The 15980-nt window shown below is 41.9% G+C and carries 18 protein-coding genes; 12 read left to right on the forward strand and 6 right to left on the reverse strand.

Annotated elements, in window-relative coordinates:
- Positions 1 to 234 precede the first annotated feature (234 nt).
- The 3 genes from ACGTNI_RS06285 to ACGTNI_RS06295 all read left to right on the forward strand — a co-directional run bounded on the left by ACGTNI_RS06285 (position 235) and on the right by ACGTNI_RS06295 (position 2670).
- Entirely contained in the window at positions 235 to 450 is a 216-nt protein-coding gene (locus ACGTNI_RS06285; RefSeq protein ID WP_085505511.1) for a hypothetical protein, read from the forward strand.
- 113 nt (positions 451 to 563) lie between these two features.
- Positions 564 to 2354, forward strand: a complete 1791-nt coding sequence (locus ACGTNI_RS06290) for a M3 family oligoendopeptidase (RefSeq protein WP_394460841.1) — start codon at positions 564 to 566, stop codon at positions 2352 to 2354.
- A 19-nt stretch (positions 2355 to 2373) separates the two neighbouring features.
- The gene (locus ACGTNI_RS06295) at positions 2374 to 2670 is read left to right on the forward strand and encodes a 4a-hydroxytetrahydrobiopterin dehydratase (protein WP_394460843.1); all 297 of its coding nucleotides are present in this window, start codon (positions 2374 to 2376) and stop codon (positions 2668 to 2670) included.
- Between the two features lie 544 nt (positions 2671 to 3214).
- On the opposite strand, the gene ACGTNI_RS06300 is transcribed toward ACGTNI_RS06295, so the two are convergent.
- Positions 3215 to 3976 (reverse strand): FixH family protein, encoded by a 762-nt coding sequence (locus tag ACGTNI_RS06300; RefSeq protein ID WP_394460845.1) that lies wholly within the window; start codon positions 3974 to 3976, stop codon positions 3215 to 3217.
- Positions 3977 to 4292: 316 nt separating this feature from the next.
- Here ACGTNI_RS06300 and typA point away from each other — a divergent pair, with 316 nt between their 5' ends.
- Both typA and ACGTNI_RS06310 read left to right on the forward strand, forming a co-directional pair.
- A complete protein-coding gene (gene typA / locus ACGTNI_RS06305; RefSeq protein WP_394460847.1) occupies positions 4293 to 6140 on the forward strand; it encodes a translational GTPase TypA in 1848 nt (615 codons plus the stop codon).
- 134 nt (positions 6141 to 6274) lie between these two features.
- Positions 6275 to 6706: a DUF4064 domain-containing protein gene (locus tag ACGTNI_RS06310; RefSeq protein ID WP_085505516.1), complete on the forward strand. Its 432-nt coding sequence runs from the start codon at positions 6275 to 6277 to the stop codon at positions 6704 to 6706.
- A gap of 223 nt (positions 6707 to 6929) precedes the next feature.
- Here ACGTNI_RS06310 and ACGTNI_RS06315 read toward each other — a convergent pair whose 3' ends face one another.
- The 4 genes from ACGTNI_RS06315 to ACGTNI_RS06330 form a co-directional block, all read right to left on the reverse strand.
- Positions 6930 to 7121: a CsbD family protein gene (locus ACGTNI_RS06315; RefSeq protein WP_394460849.1), complete on the reverse strand. Its 192-nt coding sequence runs from the start codon at positions 7119 to 7121 to the stop codon at positions 6930 to 6932.
- A 163-nt stretch (positions 7122 to 7284) separates the two neighbouring features.
- Entirely contained in the window at positions 7285 to 7968 is a 684-nt protein-coding gene (bshB2, locus tag ACGTNI_RS06320) for a bacillithiol biosynthesis deacetylase BshB2 (RefSeq protein WP_394460934.1), read from the reverse strand.
- Between the two features lie 99 nt (positions 7969 to 8067).
- Complete coding sequence (locus tag ACGTNI_RS06325) at positions 8068 to 8730, reverse strand: potassium channel family protein (protein WP_394460936.1); 663 nt, start codon at positions 8728 to 8730, stop codon at positions 8068 to 8070.
- On the reverse strand, positions 8706 to 9053 hold the full coding sequence (locus ACGTNI_RS06330; RefSeq protein ID WP_394460851.1) for a potassium channel family protein: 348 nt from the start codon (positions 9051 to 9053) through the stop codon (positions 8706 to 8708). Before ACGTNI_RS06330 ends, ACGTNI_RS06325 begins: the two co-directional genes overlap by 25 nt.
- A gap of 139 nt (positions 9054 to 9192) precedes the next feature.
- Here ACGTNI_RS06330 and nadE point away from each other — a divergent pair, with 139 nt between their 5' ends.
- Together nadE and ACGTNI_RS06340 are read left to right on the forward strand one after the other, a co-directional pair.
- Positions 9193 to 9939, forward strand: a complete 747-nt coding sequence (nadE, locus tag ACGTNI_RS06335) for an NAD(+) synthase (protein WP_394460938.1) — start codon at positions 9193 to 9195, stop codon at positions 9937 to 9939.
- 12 nt (positions 9940 to 9951) lie between these two features.
- A complete protein-coding gene (locus ACGTNI_RS06340; RefSeq protein ID WP_394460853.1) occupies positions 9952 to 10512 on the forward strand; it encodes a cysteine hydrolase family protein in 561 nt (186 codons plus the stop codon).
- Between the two features lie 37 nt (positions 10513 to 10549).
- Here ACGTNI_RS06340 and ACGTNI_RS06345 read toward each other — a convergent pair whose 3' ends face one another.
- The gene (locus ACGTNI_RS06345; RefSeq protein WP_394460855.1) at positions 10550 to 10705 is read right to left on the reverse strand and encodes a hypothetical protein; all 156 of its coding nucleotides are present in this window, start codon (positions 10703 to 10705) and stop codon (positions 10550 to 10552) included.
- A 279-nt stretch (positions 10706 to 10984) separates the two neighbouring features.
- Here ACGTNI_RS06345 and ACGTNI_RS06350 point away from each other — a divergent pair, with 279 nt between their 5' ends.
- The 5 genes from ACGTNI_RS06350 (at position 10985) to ACGTNI_RS06370 (ending at position 15943) form a co-directional block, all read left to right on the forward strand.
- The gene (locus ACGTNI_RS06350) at positions 10985 to 11218 is read left to right on the forward strand and encodes a DUF3006 family protein (protein WP_394460857.1); all 234 of its coding nucleotides are present in this window, start codon (positions 10985 to 10987) and stop codon (positions 11216 to 11218) included.
- A 156-nt stretch (positions 11219 to 11374) separates the two neighbouring features.
- A complete protein-coding gene (locus tag ACGTNI_RS06355) occupies positions 11375 to 11947 on the forward strand; it encodes a sulfurtransferase TusA family protein (protein ID WP_394460940.1) in 573 nt (190 codons plus the stop codon).
- Positions 11948 to 11958: 11 nt separating this feature from the next.
- Complete coding sequence (locus ACGTNI_RS06360; protein ID WP_394460859.1) at positions 11959 to 12348, forward strand: DsrE/DsrF/DrsH-like family protein; 390 nt, start codon at positions 11959 to 11961, stop codon at positions 12346 to 12348.
- Between the two features lie 17 nt (positions 12349 to 12365).
- Positions 12366 to 13502: an MBL fold metallo-hydrolase gene (locus tag ACGTNI_RS06365; RefSeq protein WP_394460861.1), complete on the forward strand. Its 1137-nt coding sequence runs from the start codon at positions 12366 to 12368 to the stop codon at positions 13500 to 13502.
- A 281-nt stretch (positions 13503 to 13783) separates the two neighbouring features.
- Positions 13784 to 15943: an ATP-dependent helicase gene (locus ACGTNI_RS06370; protein ID WP_394460863.1), complete on the forward strand. Its 2160-nt coding sequence runs from the start codon at positions 13784 to 13786 to the stop codon at positions 15941 to 15943.
- The last annotated feature ends 37 nt before the right edge of the window (positions 15944 to 15980 follow it).

Here is a 15980-nt window from a genome sequence, read left to right on the forward strand (position 1 = left end):
ACAGTGTCCCTGTCTAATTACCTAAAAATGAAATATAATTCGGAATATTTAGTTATCTTTAATAAGACTTATCTCCTGTTCTTTATGAATATATATAAAAAGGAAGTCGGATAATGTTAAAATATACATATTAAATAAAAAAAGAAACATTTGTAGTCTTTCACTCTTGACCTCCCGTTGTAGAAACATGCTTAGGATCAGTTTCACTATTTATTTTGTGGAGGGGGAATACGGATGAGTTTTAAAGTAGTAGCATGGTTTAATAAAAGAACAGAAATCAATTTTCTTTATAGTGAAAGCAAAAGAGAGTTAAGTTTTAAAACGAAAGCAGAAGCAGAAAAGTTCATTCGCTCACTTAAAGACACTGGATACATGCAAGGGAAATATCATTTTACGATTGAAAAGGATGAATCAAAAGACTTTAGCGAAAAACAAATAGCTACAATGTAAACCTATGTATAAGCGAGTGGCTGAACATAGGTTTTTTATTATATATCGAAGTGGCTAATTATCTGAAATTTCTTTATAATGGAAAATGTATACATAAAAAGGAGGCGCCTGTATTGAATACATATAATCTGAAATGGGACCTTGATAGTTTATTTCCTGGAGAAAGTAATTCCAAAGAATTTGAAAGCTACGTACAGAAAACAGAACAATTCATGCTTCAACTTAAAGACAAGGTAGAAGCCTTGTCGTTCGAAAACCAGGAAGGTGATGCTGCACTACTTACAGGGGTCTTGGATATACTCCAGACAGTGACCAGGAGGATCAGAGAAATAGGGGCTTTCGTAAGCTGTTTGACTGCCCAGGATGTCAAAGATATCAAAGCGAAAGAATGGCTGGCGAAGCGCAGTCAACTTGGGGCAGATTATAGCAACATCCTGACGAAACTTGATGAGAAACTGGTGGAGGTCGGTGATCAGCACTGGGAAGGGCTGCTTCAAGAGGATTCACTTTCGCCTGTATCTTATGTACTGGAAGAAAGGCGTAAACGTGCTAAAGAAAAGCTTCCAGCAGACCAGGAATCTTTAATCAATGATTTGAGTGTAGATGGCTATCATGCCTGGGGACAAGTCTATAACAGCATAGTAGGAAAAATGACGATATCGGTAGAAGGAAAGGAGTTATCGGTCGGGCAGGCATCCAATAAATTGAGTTCTTCCAACCGGGAAGTAAGAAAAGAAGCAGCAGGTAAACTCCAGGAGGCCTGGGAAGAGAAGAGTGATTTATTTACCGAAACCCTTAATCATTTAGCAGGTTTCCGACTGCAGACTTATAAACACCGGGGTTGGAATAATACATTAAAAGAACCCCTGGACATTAATCGTATGAATAAGCAAACCCTTCATGCCATGTGGAATGCTATCACCAAATATAAAAAATATTACACTAAGTATCTTAGCCGAAAAGCGGATCTACTAGGTCTGGATAAGCTTGCGATTTATGATGTAGGTGCTCCGATCGGGGGAGCTGATCAGAAATTGTCCTATGATGAGGGGGCAGCTTTTATTATTGAACAGTTCGGTAAGTTCAGTCCAAAAATGGCTGAGTTTGCGGAAATGGCTTTTGACAAAAGGTGGATTGAAGCGGAGGACCGGCCAGGAAAACGCCCGGGAGGTTTTTGCACCAGTTTTCCGGACAGCAAAGAAACGAGAATTTTCATGACATATTCAGGTACACCTTCTAATGTGGCAACACTGGCACACGAACTGGGTCATGCCTATCACCAGCATGTGATGAATGACCTTCCCATTTTAAACCAGGGGTATGCGATGAATGTGGCTGAAACTGCTTCTACATTTGCGGAAATGATTGTTGCTGACGCAGCTGTCAAGCATGCGAAGAATGAAACGGAAAAAGCAGTATTGCTGGAAGATAAAGTACAGCGCAGCGTCGCCTTTTTTATGAACATCCATGCCAGGTTTCTATTTGAAACACGTTTTTATGAAGAAAGAAAGCAGGGGATGGTACCAACAGCGCGATTAAATGAGCTGATGGTCGATGCTCAAAGAGAAGCCTACCAGGAAGCATTAGGAGAATATGATCCATATTTCTGGGCATCCAAGCTTCATTTTCATATTACTGGTGTACCTTTCTATAATTTCCCATATACGTTTGGTTATTTGTTCAGTTTAGGAATCTACGCCCAATCGTTAAAGGAAGGGAAAGAATTTGAAAATAAGTACATTTCTTTACTACAAGATACCGGGAAAATGCGGGTGGAAGATTTGGCAGAAAAGCATTTGGGGGTAAATCTTGAGCAGCAGGAATTTTGGGAAGATGCCATGAAAGTATGTACAGAAGATGTGGAAGAGTTTTTAAAGCTGACAGCAGGGACCACAGCAGAATAACAACAAAGGGGGAAGGGTAGTGGAAAGGTTTTCTGATGCACAAAAGGTCAAGGAAGTAGAGCAGCTTGATGGGTGGAAATTGGAAGATGATAAGTGGATCGTCAAACGATATCGCTTTAAAGATTATTTGACGGGCGTGCATTTTGTCAATCAGGTTGCTGAATATGCCGAGGAGATACAGCATCATCCTTTAATAAATATCGATTATAAAGTGATCACGATGAAATTAACTTCCTGGAATGCCAAGGGGCTTACTGAATTGGATATGACCAGCGCCAGGGAGTATGACAGGCTTTTTAAGATTATAAAGCAATGATAACTAAAAGCAGACCTTGAGACAGGCCTGCTTTATTAACTATCTGGGAAAATAAAAAAATTCTCTTTTTGTGAATAGCTTTACGTGGTGGGTTACATCCAGCTCCGACGCACAGGACGTGCTAGTACCGATGTCGCCACAGGACGTGGCGCTTTCATCGGCCAGCGCCTACCCCCTCGAGGTCTTAAGTCAATCCTCTCTGTGATTAGAAAAACTGGGCTTATCGCCAATGGTTTATGGCGAAAGCCTTAGTTTTACTTATACTTTAAACCTTTTCTACTCTTAATCGGTCTAAAAGTACAAAGGACGTCACGCCGAGGCTTGTATTAAGCTTGTCGGGGGCCTGCAGGACAAGGAATGCTTCTTAGAACAACATCGCACGAAGAAAAAGTGGTTTTCTGTTTCGAGGATGCAGGTCAGTTCGACGTTGGCACACTAGAACTACATCTCCGAAAGTACATCGCAGAAAAAGACAAGGTCTTTTTTGAGGACGTGCCGTTTTTAGTCGAACGTCATTACTAGCAAGGCGCTTGCGCTTTTGTACCTATTCGTTTATTTTCACTTGCTTGCTTATATGGTCATGGGTGTCTTCTTTTACGTAATGGATTATTAGCTCATAGTTACCAGTTGAAGGGAAGGTATATTTTCCTTCATATTCACCGGGCTTTTGTTCAGTGGTGTCAACAAATATATGTTTCTCCAGCTTGTCAGAAACAATTTCAAATTGGACGGTTGCATTCTCGAACGGCTTTTTGTTTTGAGTTATGTCTGCCTTCAGTTTAGCTTCTTCATTTGGTTTCCACTCTCCGTTGGAGTCAAAATCAACCTTTATATCTTTAGAATCATGGTGTTCATCAGAATGGTTCTCCTCTGCCTTTTCTTGTACTTCTTCCGTGTTTCCATTCCCAACGGTTAATTGTTCTTTAGGCATGACGTGCATATCTCTTGCCTGAGTATGTGCATATAAGAAATATACTCCTTCTTCCGGGAAAGTATAGGAGACTTCGTACACGCCATCACCTTTATGTTCGGCCTCCACTTTTTCATTATCTTCATCCTCATTATTACCTTCCGCCCAAAATTCAAACTTTACATAGTCAGCGTCTTCGACAGCTTCATCTCCCTGGGTAACCTTAGCCTTAAAAGTAGCTTCTTCGCCTGGCTGGATATCTTCAGGCATGATCACTTCTGTTGCGATCATCGGCTCCATTTCCTCTTCTTCAGCATTTCCGGACTGATCTCCTCCGCAAGCAGTAAGTACGATAGCCGTAATAAAAAATCCTAGTAAAAACAACGATTTTCTCATCATAATGACTCCCTTACTTGTAAATAATCACATTCATTTATAGCTTATCATTTGCATGAAAGAAAAACTATGAACCTGTCCGTATAATCTTGTGGCAACTTTGTGGCACTTTTTCGAAATATCTTTTTATGTTATATAAGACTATGAATTGACAATTGCAATCAAATAATTGATTTTATTGAATCGTAAATGGGAAGAATAGCAAAATATAAGTTAGGTGTATTATCATAGTTGTTATTGTGTTATAATAGTCAAGTTGAATAATTTTGTACGTAAAGTCAGGCTTTTCTAAAAGCAAAAGAGGAGTGTATGCACCATGCAACACAGAAATGATATCCGTAACGTAGCGATCATCGCTCACGTTGACCACGGAAAAACTACGTTAGTCGATCAATTGTTGCGTTATTCCGGCACGTTCCGGGACAATGAGCATGTGGACGAACGCGCAATGGATTCGAATGATTTAGAAAAAGAACGCGGAATTACGATTTTAGCTAAAAATACCGCGATTAACTATAATGATACCCGAATTAACATTCTGGATACTCCCGGCCACGCGGACTTTGGCGGCGAAGTAGAACGGATCCTGAAAATGGTCGATGGCGTATTACTGGTCGTCGATGCTTATGAAGGGTGCATGCCGCAGACACGGTTTGTATTGAAAAAGGCATTAGAACAAAAATTGACGCCGGTTGTCGTATTGAATAAAATCGACCGTCCTAGTGCCCGGCCGGAAGAGGTCGTTGATGAAGTATTGGACCTTTTCATCGAGCTTGGTGCTGATGAAGATCAATTGGAGTTCCCGGTAGTCTATGCATCTGCATTGAATGGAACTTCCAGTGAAGAAGCTGAATTAGAGACTCAAAAAGAAACCATGGACCCGGTGTTCCAGACAATTATGGATAATATTCCGGCACCTGTCGAGAATTCAGATGACCCATTGCAGTTCCAGGTTACTTTGCTTGATTATAACGATTATGTCGGGCGAATCGGAGTCGGCCGGATTTTCCGCGGCAGTATCAAAGTTGGACAATCTGTCGTCCTGATGAAAAAAGACGGATCCGTCAAAAACTTCCGCGTGACGAAGTTGTTTGGCTTCATCGGTCTAAAACGTATCGAAATTAAAGAAGCGAAAGCTGGAGACATTATTGCAGTTTCCGGTATGGAAGATATCAACGTCGGAGAAACCATTTGTCCTCCTGATCATCAAGAGGCAATGGAAATTCCACGTATCGATGAACCGACACTTGAAATGACGTTCCTCGTGAACAATAGTCCGTTTGCCGGACGTGAGGGCAAGTATGTTACCTCCCGTCAAATTGAAGAACGTTTGATGACCCAGCTTGAAACAGATGTCAGCCTGCGTGTTACACCTACAGAATCACCTGACGTATGGATCGTAGCAGGCCGAGGAGAACTCCACCTGTCTATTCTTGTGGAAAACATGCGCCGTGAAGGCTTTGAGCTCCAATTATCCAAACCGAAAGTTATCTTGAAAGAAGTTGACGGCATAACATGTGAACCAGTAGAGCGCGTCCAAATTGATGTTCCGGAAGAATATCAAGGTGCGGTTATGGAATCAATTGGACTTCGTAAAGGTGAAATGCAGGACATGGTCAACGATGGTAATGGACAAGTCCGTTTGGAGTTCCTTGTACCTTCCCGCGGCCTGATCGGCTACACGACTGAATTCCTATCTCAGACACGTGGGTATGGAATTTTGAACCACACATTTGATGGCTATGCTCCTCTTGCCCAAGGGCAAGTTGGCGGTCGTCGTCAAGGTGTACTTGTTTCACTGGATAAAGGGAAATCTTCCACGTATGGCATTATGAACCTGGAAGATCGTGGAACTATTTTCGTCGATCCAGGTACAGAAGTTTATGAAGGCATGGTGGTCGGAGAGCATAATCGTGATAATGACCTGACGGTTAATATTACGAAGGAAAAACATTTGACCAACATCCGTTCTGCTAACAAAGACACCACGAATACGATCAAAAAGACTCGTAAACTTACGCTGGAAGAAGCGATTGAATATTTGGATGATGATGAGTACTGTGAAGTTACTCCGGAATCCATCCGTATCCGTAAAAAGATTTTGAATAAGAATGAACGTGAAAAAGAAGCGAAAAAGAAAAAACTGCAAAATGTAGAGAAGTAAGTAATAGATGCCCATTTGCCTGAACAATTATTCAGGCAAGTGGGTTTTTTACTAGAACCTATCGTTGACTGGTATGTTATTCTTTTTAATGAAAAACAGGAATAATGCAACCTTTATATGGGAGTTGAAAATGTATGAAGCGGACTGCCGAAATAGTAGTGACCAGCATCGGGATTGCGCTCTTTGGCCTGATTGCCGGGATGCTTGGGATTGTACTTAATGCGAAAGACAATCCTGATTTCAGGAACACGTTGGAAGGAACTATTCAGCAGGATCCTGAAGCTAACCTGGAGGAGGTCAATATTGACCAGATGATAGAAGGGATAGCTGATGGTGCGATGGTCATTATAATAACAGCTGTGATTGCTTTACTTGCTGGTATATGGGCCATCTATATGTTAAAAGGAAATAAAAAGCCAAAGCTTGCCGGGATATTATTGATTGTCATTGCGGTTATGGCCACTATTGTAACCATTGGTGTCGCTGTGGTCGCCGGGTTATTCTATATAATAGCTGGTGTGCTCAGCATTGTTCGAAAACCTAAAGAAATGAATACAGAAACATAAGAAAAGCCGCTATCCTGAACCAGGAAGCGGCTTTTCGTCGTTGTCTAGGAAATTATAAAATTTTCTTTTTGTGGATAACTTTACGTGGTTGGTCCCATCCAGCTCCAGCGCCTACCCCCTCGAGGTCTTAAGTCAATCCTCTCTGTGACAAAAAACGTCACGGCGAGGCTTGTCTTAAGCTTGTCGGGGGTGAGCAAGGCGCTTGCGCTTTTGTTCTTTGCTTTTATTTTCCGTTATTAAAGCGATCTTTCATTTCACTTTTTTTCTCCTGAAATTCACCTTTATCCTTTTCGTTTTTTCCTTCTGCCTGCATCTTAGGGTCGTTTTTTGCATTACCGACTTGATCCTTCATTTCGCCTTTGGCTTTTGACACGCCGGCTTTCATTTTATCGCTTAGACCTTTTTTATCTGCCATATGAAAGTATGCTCCTTTCTATGCAATATTGTATTTAATATGTACCCGCCCATAAGGAGCGCTAAACGATGTAAAGTTCTTTATCGTGGTGTATGGTTTAGGGAGTCGCTTAGGAAAACGCGGGTCCTTCACAAGTTAAAAAGCTGCCCGGCAGGACAGCTTTTCAGCTTACGGTATCGTTGTTCCAGTCATACGTATAAAAGCTCTCTTTGGTTACCCATTTCAACGCTTCTGGATCATTGACTTTCATACCTTCCTCGATCATTTCCAGAATCCGGGCCGTTTGTGAAATATGAGCCCGCATGGCATCCAGTTTCTGCTCTTTCACTGCTTTGATATCATTGATGACATTTGGAGCACCAAGTTCTTCAAATGTATTATTCGCAAAGGCAAGACAATGCAGTTTCGGGCGGTCTGCGGGGGTAATTTCGCGAACTGCGCGTATAACAGCACGGGCAGTAGCCTCGTGATCGGGATGGACAGCATAACCTGGATAAAAAGTAATAATTAATGACGGGTTGAGCTCTTTAATGAGGTCGCGGACCAATTGGGTCATTTTTTCATCATCCTCGAATTCCAATGTTTTGTCACGAAACCCCATCATCCGCAAGTCTTCAATCCTCATTGCTTTTGCAGCAAGCTTCAATTCCTCTTTTCGAATTAATGGGAGGGTTTCACGGTTGGCAAACTGAGGTTTGCCAAGATTTCTTCCCATTTCTCCCAATGTTAGGCAGGCGTAAGTCAGAGGCGTCCCTTGATTGATATAGGACGCAATTGTACCGGAAACACCAAACGCTTCATCGTCCGGGTGAGGGAAAATGACTAGCACCTGTCTTTCTTTTTCTATCATGATCAGCACTCCTTTAAAAACGACTGCAATAATAATTCATCTGTCTGTTATTATCACGCACGATAAGAAGTTTTTAAAGTCATTTGCCCGGAGTGCTTATTCAAATGAGCTTTCTGTAAAAAATTTAATGTTCTCTGCATCGCCGAACAGGATCAATTTATCATCCGTTTGGATAATGGCATCTTTATCTGCCAGGCCAATAAATTCTCCCTTACGTTCAATCCTAAGGACGGAGATCCCGTAATCATCCTGAGTGCGAAGTTCGGTTGCTTTTTTATTGGCAAGCTTAGAGTTTTGACCGATCGTAATTTCCTCTACCTTATGATGGCCGGATTCTGCATGCATGATGGAATCGATATAATGGATGCTGGCAGGTTTGATCATAGAAAGAGCCATTCTTCTTCCGCCTATATCATTCGTGTTGACGACATGGTCAGCACCGGCACGTCTCATTTTATCTTCAGTTTCAAACTCTTCTGCCCGTACAATTGTCTCAATGTCTTTATTTAATCCCTTGGCTGTCAGTGTAATAAAAACATTCGCAGCATCATCGGAAGTAGTGATGACGATTCCCTTTGCTCTCTTAATCCCCGCATGGTTGAGCACGTCATTCCTTTTCGCATCATTCTTAATGTAAGGGATGTCTTCCGGAATCTTTTCTACTGCTTCTTCATCATTGTCGATGATAACCACCTCATAATTCTGCTCGGAAAACTCTCTTAGAACCTGTTCCCCTACACGGCCGTAGCCACAAATAATATAGTGATTTTTATCTGGTTATCCATCTTTTTTCTCTCCCATTTTTTTGATATTCGACCTTCAATCATGGATGCTGCCACAAAGGTCAGCAGGTAGGTTGAAAACCCCATGGTAAGCGGAACAAACAACATGGCGAAAATTTTTCCTGCATTGCTGACAGGAACTAAATCACCGTATCCGATGGCCAAAACGGATACGATTGTCATCCAGAAACTATCAAAAAATGAATAGTTTTCGATCTGCATGAACACAATGGTCATGATAAAAATCAAAGCAGCAAGTGTCATGCTGAATTGAAGGGCGCGTCTATATGGCTTCGGCATAATCTCTCTCCTTACATGTCAATCTGTATAGGATTATTTCCTTACATACAACCGAGTAAACCAGAATGTTTAGAAACAGGTCTGGAAAGGAACTTGAGGTATAGATAAATGGTTAAAAAGAAGGAGAGATACAATGAGTATGGAAAGACGAGTCGAACATCTAGTTACTTGGATAAGGCAGCAGGTAGAGGATGCTGGACTTAACGGTGCCCTGGTAGGTGTAAGTGGAGGAATTGATTCCGCGGTAGTAGCGAATCTGATCAAACGGGCTTTTCCGGAAAACTCCATCGGTGTCATCCTCCCAATTAATCAGCGAGTGGAAGATCAAAAGGACGCCGTGGCAGTAGTGCAAGAAGCTGATTTAAAATATGTTGGTATCGAGTTGACCCAAAGTTATCAGACCACTTATAACGAGATACAGGAACAGTTACGGCAAAGTCAGGATTGGAATGAAAAGAACGCTCAGTTGAACGGTGCTAACCTCCAGGCGAGACTGCGTATGAGCACTTTATATTCAGTCGCTGCAAATTACGGCTATCTGGTGGTAGGGACAGACAATGCTCCTGAACATTATACCGGATACTTCACGAAATATGGGGATGGCGGTGTCGATCTTGTCCCACTTATCCACTTGACTAAAGGAGAAGTCAAGGAGATGGCTCGCTATCTAGGTGTACCTTCTCAGGTCGTCGACAAGAAACCGAGTGCAGAATTGTGGGAAGGTCAAACGGATGAGGAAGAAATGGGTGTTTCCTACGATACGATTGACGCGTACTTGCGAGGCGAAGAAATAGCGGAGAAAGATAAAGAAATTATTGAAGCTCTACACCGGAAATCGGCACATAAAAGAATCATGCCGGCTGAACCGCCAAAATACGAATCATAGAGGAGTAATAGAATGCAGCAGTCCAATACAGCCTTGTTGATTATAGATGTCATTAATAAAATGGATTTTGATGGAGGAGAAGACTTACTTGAAAATGGCTTGGAAATGATAGATAACCTCCATACATTTAAGCAAGAGGCAAAAGCCAAAAACATTCCTGTCATTTATGTCAATGACAACTTTGGCCTCTGGCAGGATAATGCTGAAGAAATAGTTGAAGAGTGCAGAAAAGGAAGAGGCAGACCAATCGTTGAAAAGATGAGACCGGCTAATGACGACTTTTTTGTTATCAAACCAAAACACTCCGGCTTTTATGGTACTCAGCTGGATATCCTCCTGACACAAATGGGAGTAGATCGGCTCATCCTGACAGGATTGACAGGAGATATGTGTGTATTATTTACAGCTAACGGTGCCTACATGCGCGAGTATGACCTTTATATCCCTGAGGATCTGGTCGCATCGGAAGATAAAAAAGATAACAGTAATGCGTTACAGATTATGAAGCGGTCATTATTTGCCGATATTACGCCAAGTGTTGCGTTCAATTTTGAAAAAGTCATGAACCAGTAAAAAAATCCGTCTGTCTTCCATGACAGGCGGATTTTTATTATTTGATAAAGGTGGCAATACTCTGGATAACCAAATGTTCGGTTTGATTATCGTCCTTGATTTCAATTTCGCCTTCTTCTCCCGTGTCCGTATAGCCAATGACTCCGAAGCTGATCATGAAAATGACCAATAAGGCTAATAAAAACGTGCGCACTGTTGTTCCTCCTTCATAATGTCTATGTTTATTCTATAATAAAACAGGGAATAAAACGACATTTATATTACGTTTTCTTTACAGAATGTATCAAATAAGTCTTTTGTCATAATTTATTTTGATTAATTTTGAGACCATCCCTATCATAAAATCCGAATAATTCGACAAAATCCAAGAAATACCTGTTTTTAATTTTCTGACAAGGGTAGGGATAACTAAGAGAAGAAATGATACAGGCTAATATCTCCAACTAAACTACGAAGAGAGGGAGACATCCTAATGATTAATCAATACACCTTGGACCGTTTTGAAGGGCTGTACGCTGTACTTGTTGATAAAGGCAACGAGCATAATGAAATGATGGTGTTAAAAGAAAGACTGATTGCTTTTGCGAAAGAAGGAGATACCTTAGCCATAGATTTTGACAGTATCGGTAACTTAAGACATGTAGAAATTATTAAATCCAATAATGAGGAAGCGGACATTCCAGAAAAAGAGTTAGAAGGATTGTAAATGGCATTCATAATTATTTTATTTTTCAAGCACACCAATTGGGGTGCTTTTTTTATACCTAAATATAAAAAAGTTGCCGACAAACCAATGGCAATAATAACTCAGCATATTAAAAGAAAGCTTATCAATAATAAGGACGAAAGGAGTGAATACAAGGTGGAAGTTACCGTCAATAAAGTGGTTGATGCTAAAGGACTAGCCTGTCCAATGCCCATTGTTAAAACCAAAAAAGGAATCGAAAGCTTAGATCCGGGTATGGTTATGGAAATTCAGGCAACGGACAAAGGGTCGACGACCGATATTAAAGCCTGGGCTGAAAATACCGGACACCAATATTTAGGTTCTACGCAAGAAGACGATGTATTCAAACATTATTTGAGAAAAGCCAGTGCAGATGAAGAGAAAACAGAAACGAAACATAAAGATATTATGACTTTGGATGATTTGCTTCAGAAGATAGAAGGTAATGAGAAAGTTACTGTCATCGATGTCCGTGAACCTGCTGAATACGCATTCGGCCATATCCCTGGTGCCATTAACATTCCTTTGGATGAACTGGAAAAACGGTTTGAGGAAATGGATAAAAATGATGATATTCATGTGGTTTGCCGAACAGGCAGCCGCAGTGATCTAGCGGCACAGAAAATGGCTGCTGAAGGATTCGAAAATGTCAAAAATGTGGTTCCTGGCATGAAAGAGTGGTCAGGGCCGACAGAACAAAATAACTAGGAGGACGAAAAATGAAAGTAGCTATTATAGCAGCGAATGGCGGAATGTTCGATGCTTATAAAGTATTCAATATTGCTACAGCCGCTGCAGCGACAGATGCAGAAGTCGGCATCTTTTTCACGTTTGAAGGGTTGAATTTGATTCACAAGGAAGGACACAAACAATTGCCGATGCCTGAAGGAACAGAGCATTTCCAGGAAGGTTTTCAACGTGCCAATGTTCCTCCAATAGAAGAATTGGTAAGCATGGCAAGTGAAATGAATGTGAAAATGATCGCCTGTCAGATGACAATGGACGTGATGAGCTTAGAGAAAGACCATTTTGTGGGGGGGATAGATGTTGGTGAAGCTGCCAGCTTTTTGAACTTTGCGAATGATGCCAACATCACGCTCACATTTTAAATGAAAGGAGAATAGGAATGATCACAGGCCAACAGGTCAAAGAAGTTACAGTAAAGGAACTTACCAAGAAAATCTTGTCAGGGGAAAAGGTTTTTATTTTAGATGTCCGAAATACCGATGAGTTTGATGATTGGAAAATTGAAGGTGAAAACGTAGATGTTGTGAATAAACCTTACTTCGAATTATTAGAAGGAATTGATCCAGTCGTCGACCATTTGCCAAAGGATGAACCGATTTATACGATTTGCGCCAAAGGAGGATCTTCTCAATTTGTCGCTGAGCAAATCGCCGAGGCAGGGTACGATAATGTCTATTCAATTGCAGGAGGAATGAAAGCATACAGTGAACACTTGGAGCCGGTTGAAATCGGAACGGTTTCCGGTGGTAGTATGATTCAGTTCGTCCGGATCGGGAAAGGTTGTTTGTCTTACCTGGTCATATCGGATGGCGAGGCAGCAATGATTGATACAAACAGGATGCTGGAGCCATATGAACAGATGATTAAGGAAAAAGGCGTAAAGCTGACCCATGTGTTCGACACTCATCTGCATGCCGACCATATTTCAGGAGGAAAAAAGCTGGCTGATAAACAGCAGGCTTCTTATTATTTACCTCCGAAGGATGCCGATGAAGTCACATATGATTATAGCCCCTTGCATGACGGCGATGAATTTCAGATAGGGCAAACGACCATCAAAGCTATATACTCTCCAGGCCACACCATTGGGAGTACGTCTTTTATTGTCGATGATAAGTATCTACTCACAGGAGACATTCTGTTCATTGATTCCATCGGTCGTCCTGACTTGGCCGGAAAGGCTGAAGACTGGGTGGCTGATTTACGTAACACACTTTATGAGAGATATAAATCTCTGTCGGATAGCCTGACTGTTCTGCCTGCCCACTATATGGGCATCAAAGAAATGAATGAAGATGGAAGTATTTCAGAGAATCTCGGTACCCTCTATAATGAGAATCATGGGTTGAACATCGAAGACGAAAATGAATTCCGAAGCGCGGTGACAGACAACTTGCCGCCACAGCCAAACAGCTACCAGGATATCCGTGAAACAAATATGGGAAAACAAAAACCAGAAACAGAAGCTCAGCGGGAAATGGAGATTGGCCCAAACCGTTGCGCGATTCGGGAATAGCTAAGAAACCAGCAAGCCTCCAAGGGCGGCTGGTTTCTATTTTTGTTGGGTTTATGAGACAAAATGACTAAAAGAGAGAAAACATAACGTTAAAGTAGAATTTATGAAAAGAAGAGAGGTGATTTCAGGGACAAAAGAGACAAATTCAAAAATATGAGAGACAAATCTTCAAAAAAGAGAGAATTATTATACGTAATTGAGATGATAGATGAGTGATAAGTGCTTGCCCGGCAATTATGATATAATACAAACAAATGTTCTAGGAAAAGGTGGGGTGAGGCATGGAAGATTTACTGCAAGGACTGAATAAAGCGCAGCAGCAGGCAGTTACTTCCACGGAAGGATACATACGAGTCATCGCCGGGGCAGGATCAGGAAAAACAAAAGCGTTGACACACCGTTATGGCTTCATTGTTAATGCATTAGGGATCGAGCCTTCCAACATGCTGTGTGTGACGTTCACCAATAAAGCAGCCCATGAAATGCGGAGACGAGTCAAACAATTGATTGGCGGAGAGCAGGATACCGGTTTTATCACAACATATCATGGATTTTGTGTACGTGTGCTAAGGGAGGACATCCATCGGCTTTTCTATCCGAAAAATTTTGTCATTCTGGATGTGGAAGATCAAAAAACAATACTCCGTGAGATTTTCGAAGACTTAGGTTTAAAAATGAATGATAAAACATTCAAGCGCCTGCTCGATAAGATCGGCATGCTGAAAGGAAACACCCATTATGTTCAGCAAATGGTCCAGCGGGGAGAGATGCCGGCAGAAGAATCGGGGGACGACCTGGATGGGCGGATTATCCAAATGTATTTGAAAAAACAAAAACGGGTATTCGGTCTGGACTTTGATGACTTGATTAATTTCACATTCGTGTTATTCAGTCAATATCCCGAGGTATTGGAAAAGTGGCAGGACCGGTTGTTCTATATTCAGGTAGATGAATTTCAGGACAGTAATGCCAAGCAATTCGAACTCGTACGGATGCTGGCGGAAAAGCATGGGAACTTGTTCGTTGTTGGTGACCCGGATCAGACGATCTACGAATGGCGGGGAGCCGACCCCAAATATATCGTCGACTTCCAGGAGTACTTTCCTTCAGCTGAAACGATTTTCCTGAACCGGAACTATCGGTCGACCCCAGAAATATTATCGGCGGGTAATTCGCTCATCAAGCATAACTACTTCCGTGTCGATAAGGAAATGGTTACCGATAATGCAGGTGGCTTAAAGGTTATCCATTATCATGGCAAGGACGAGCAGGAAGAGGCGGCCTGGGTGGTGGATAAAATTAAAGAGCTGATTGACACGAAGCAGGTCAGTTATAATGACATCGCCATTTTATATCGCGCCAATTACTTGTCCCGTTTCATCGAACAAGCGCTTATCAAAGAAAGCATAGAGTACACCATTTTTGGCGGCTTCAAGTTTTTTGACCGGATGGAGGTCAAAGATGCCCTTGCTCATCTTAAGATGATAGCGTTTGAAGATGACTTGTCTTTTTCAAGGATTATCAATGTACCGAAACGTCAAATCGGAAAGAAGCGGATGCATTTTCTCAGGGAACGGGCGGAAACCGAAGGCTTATCCTTATATGATGCGTTGAAAACATATGCGGATCATCCCCGGCTACACCGTACAGGAGCGCAAGCTTTCATCGATGCGATCGAATCATTAAAAGTAAAAAGAAAAACAATGAACATCTCTGAGCTGTTGCAGGAAGCTCTTCAGCAGACAGGCTACGAAGCTTATATCCGGGAGGACGGGGATCAGGACCGTCTGGATAATCTCACCGAACTTCTTCATTCCATCGTGCAGTATGAACAGACACTGGGGGAAGACATCGAGCTGGAAGAATATTTGCAGATGCTGACTCTTTATACGGAACATGACCGGGAAGCACAAGCGGAAACTGTCAAAATGATGACGATCCATACGGCCAAGGGGCTGGAGTTTCCGTATGTCTTTTTTGTCGGAATGACAGAAGGGATCATCCCCAATGTCCGGACCTTAAGAGAACGGAAAGAGCGCGGCCTGGAAGAGGAACGGAGGCTTGCCTATGTAGCTATAACCCGAGCAGAAAAGGAACTGTATCTGACGGAATCAGAAGGATTCCAGAGCGGCGGCCTGCAAAAGTATCCCTCCCGGTTTATTTTTGAAATTGAAGAAGCAGCATACCGGCGTATCGGTTTATTGGATGAAGAGTTGATCAAAGAAGCGAAGCAGTATATTCAGGCGTATGCCCATCCTGAACAAGCATCAACTGATGGCTTTCATGAAGGATCCCGCGTCAGGCACCCTGTGTTTGGTGAAGGTAAAATTGAAAGTATTGATGAAAAGAAAAACACATATGTGATATTCTTTGATAAGCTGAAAGCGCCAAGACCGATCAGCAGAAATTTTAAGAACCTCGAATTTATGGATGATCAGTAAAGCGACAGTAATCATATGGTTGATATTTTGCGTACTG

Origin of the sequence: Thalassobacillus sp. B23F22_16 (genome assembly GCF_043496955.1) — a bacterium.
Lineage (GTDB): Bacteria > Bacillota > Bacilli > Bacillales > Halobacillaceae > Thalassobacillus > Thalassobacillus devorans_A.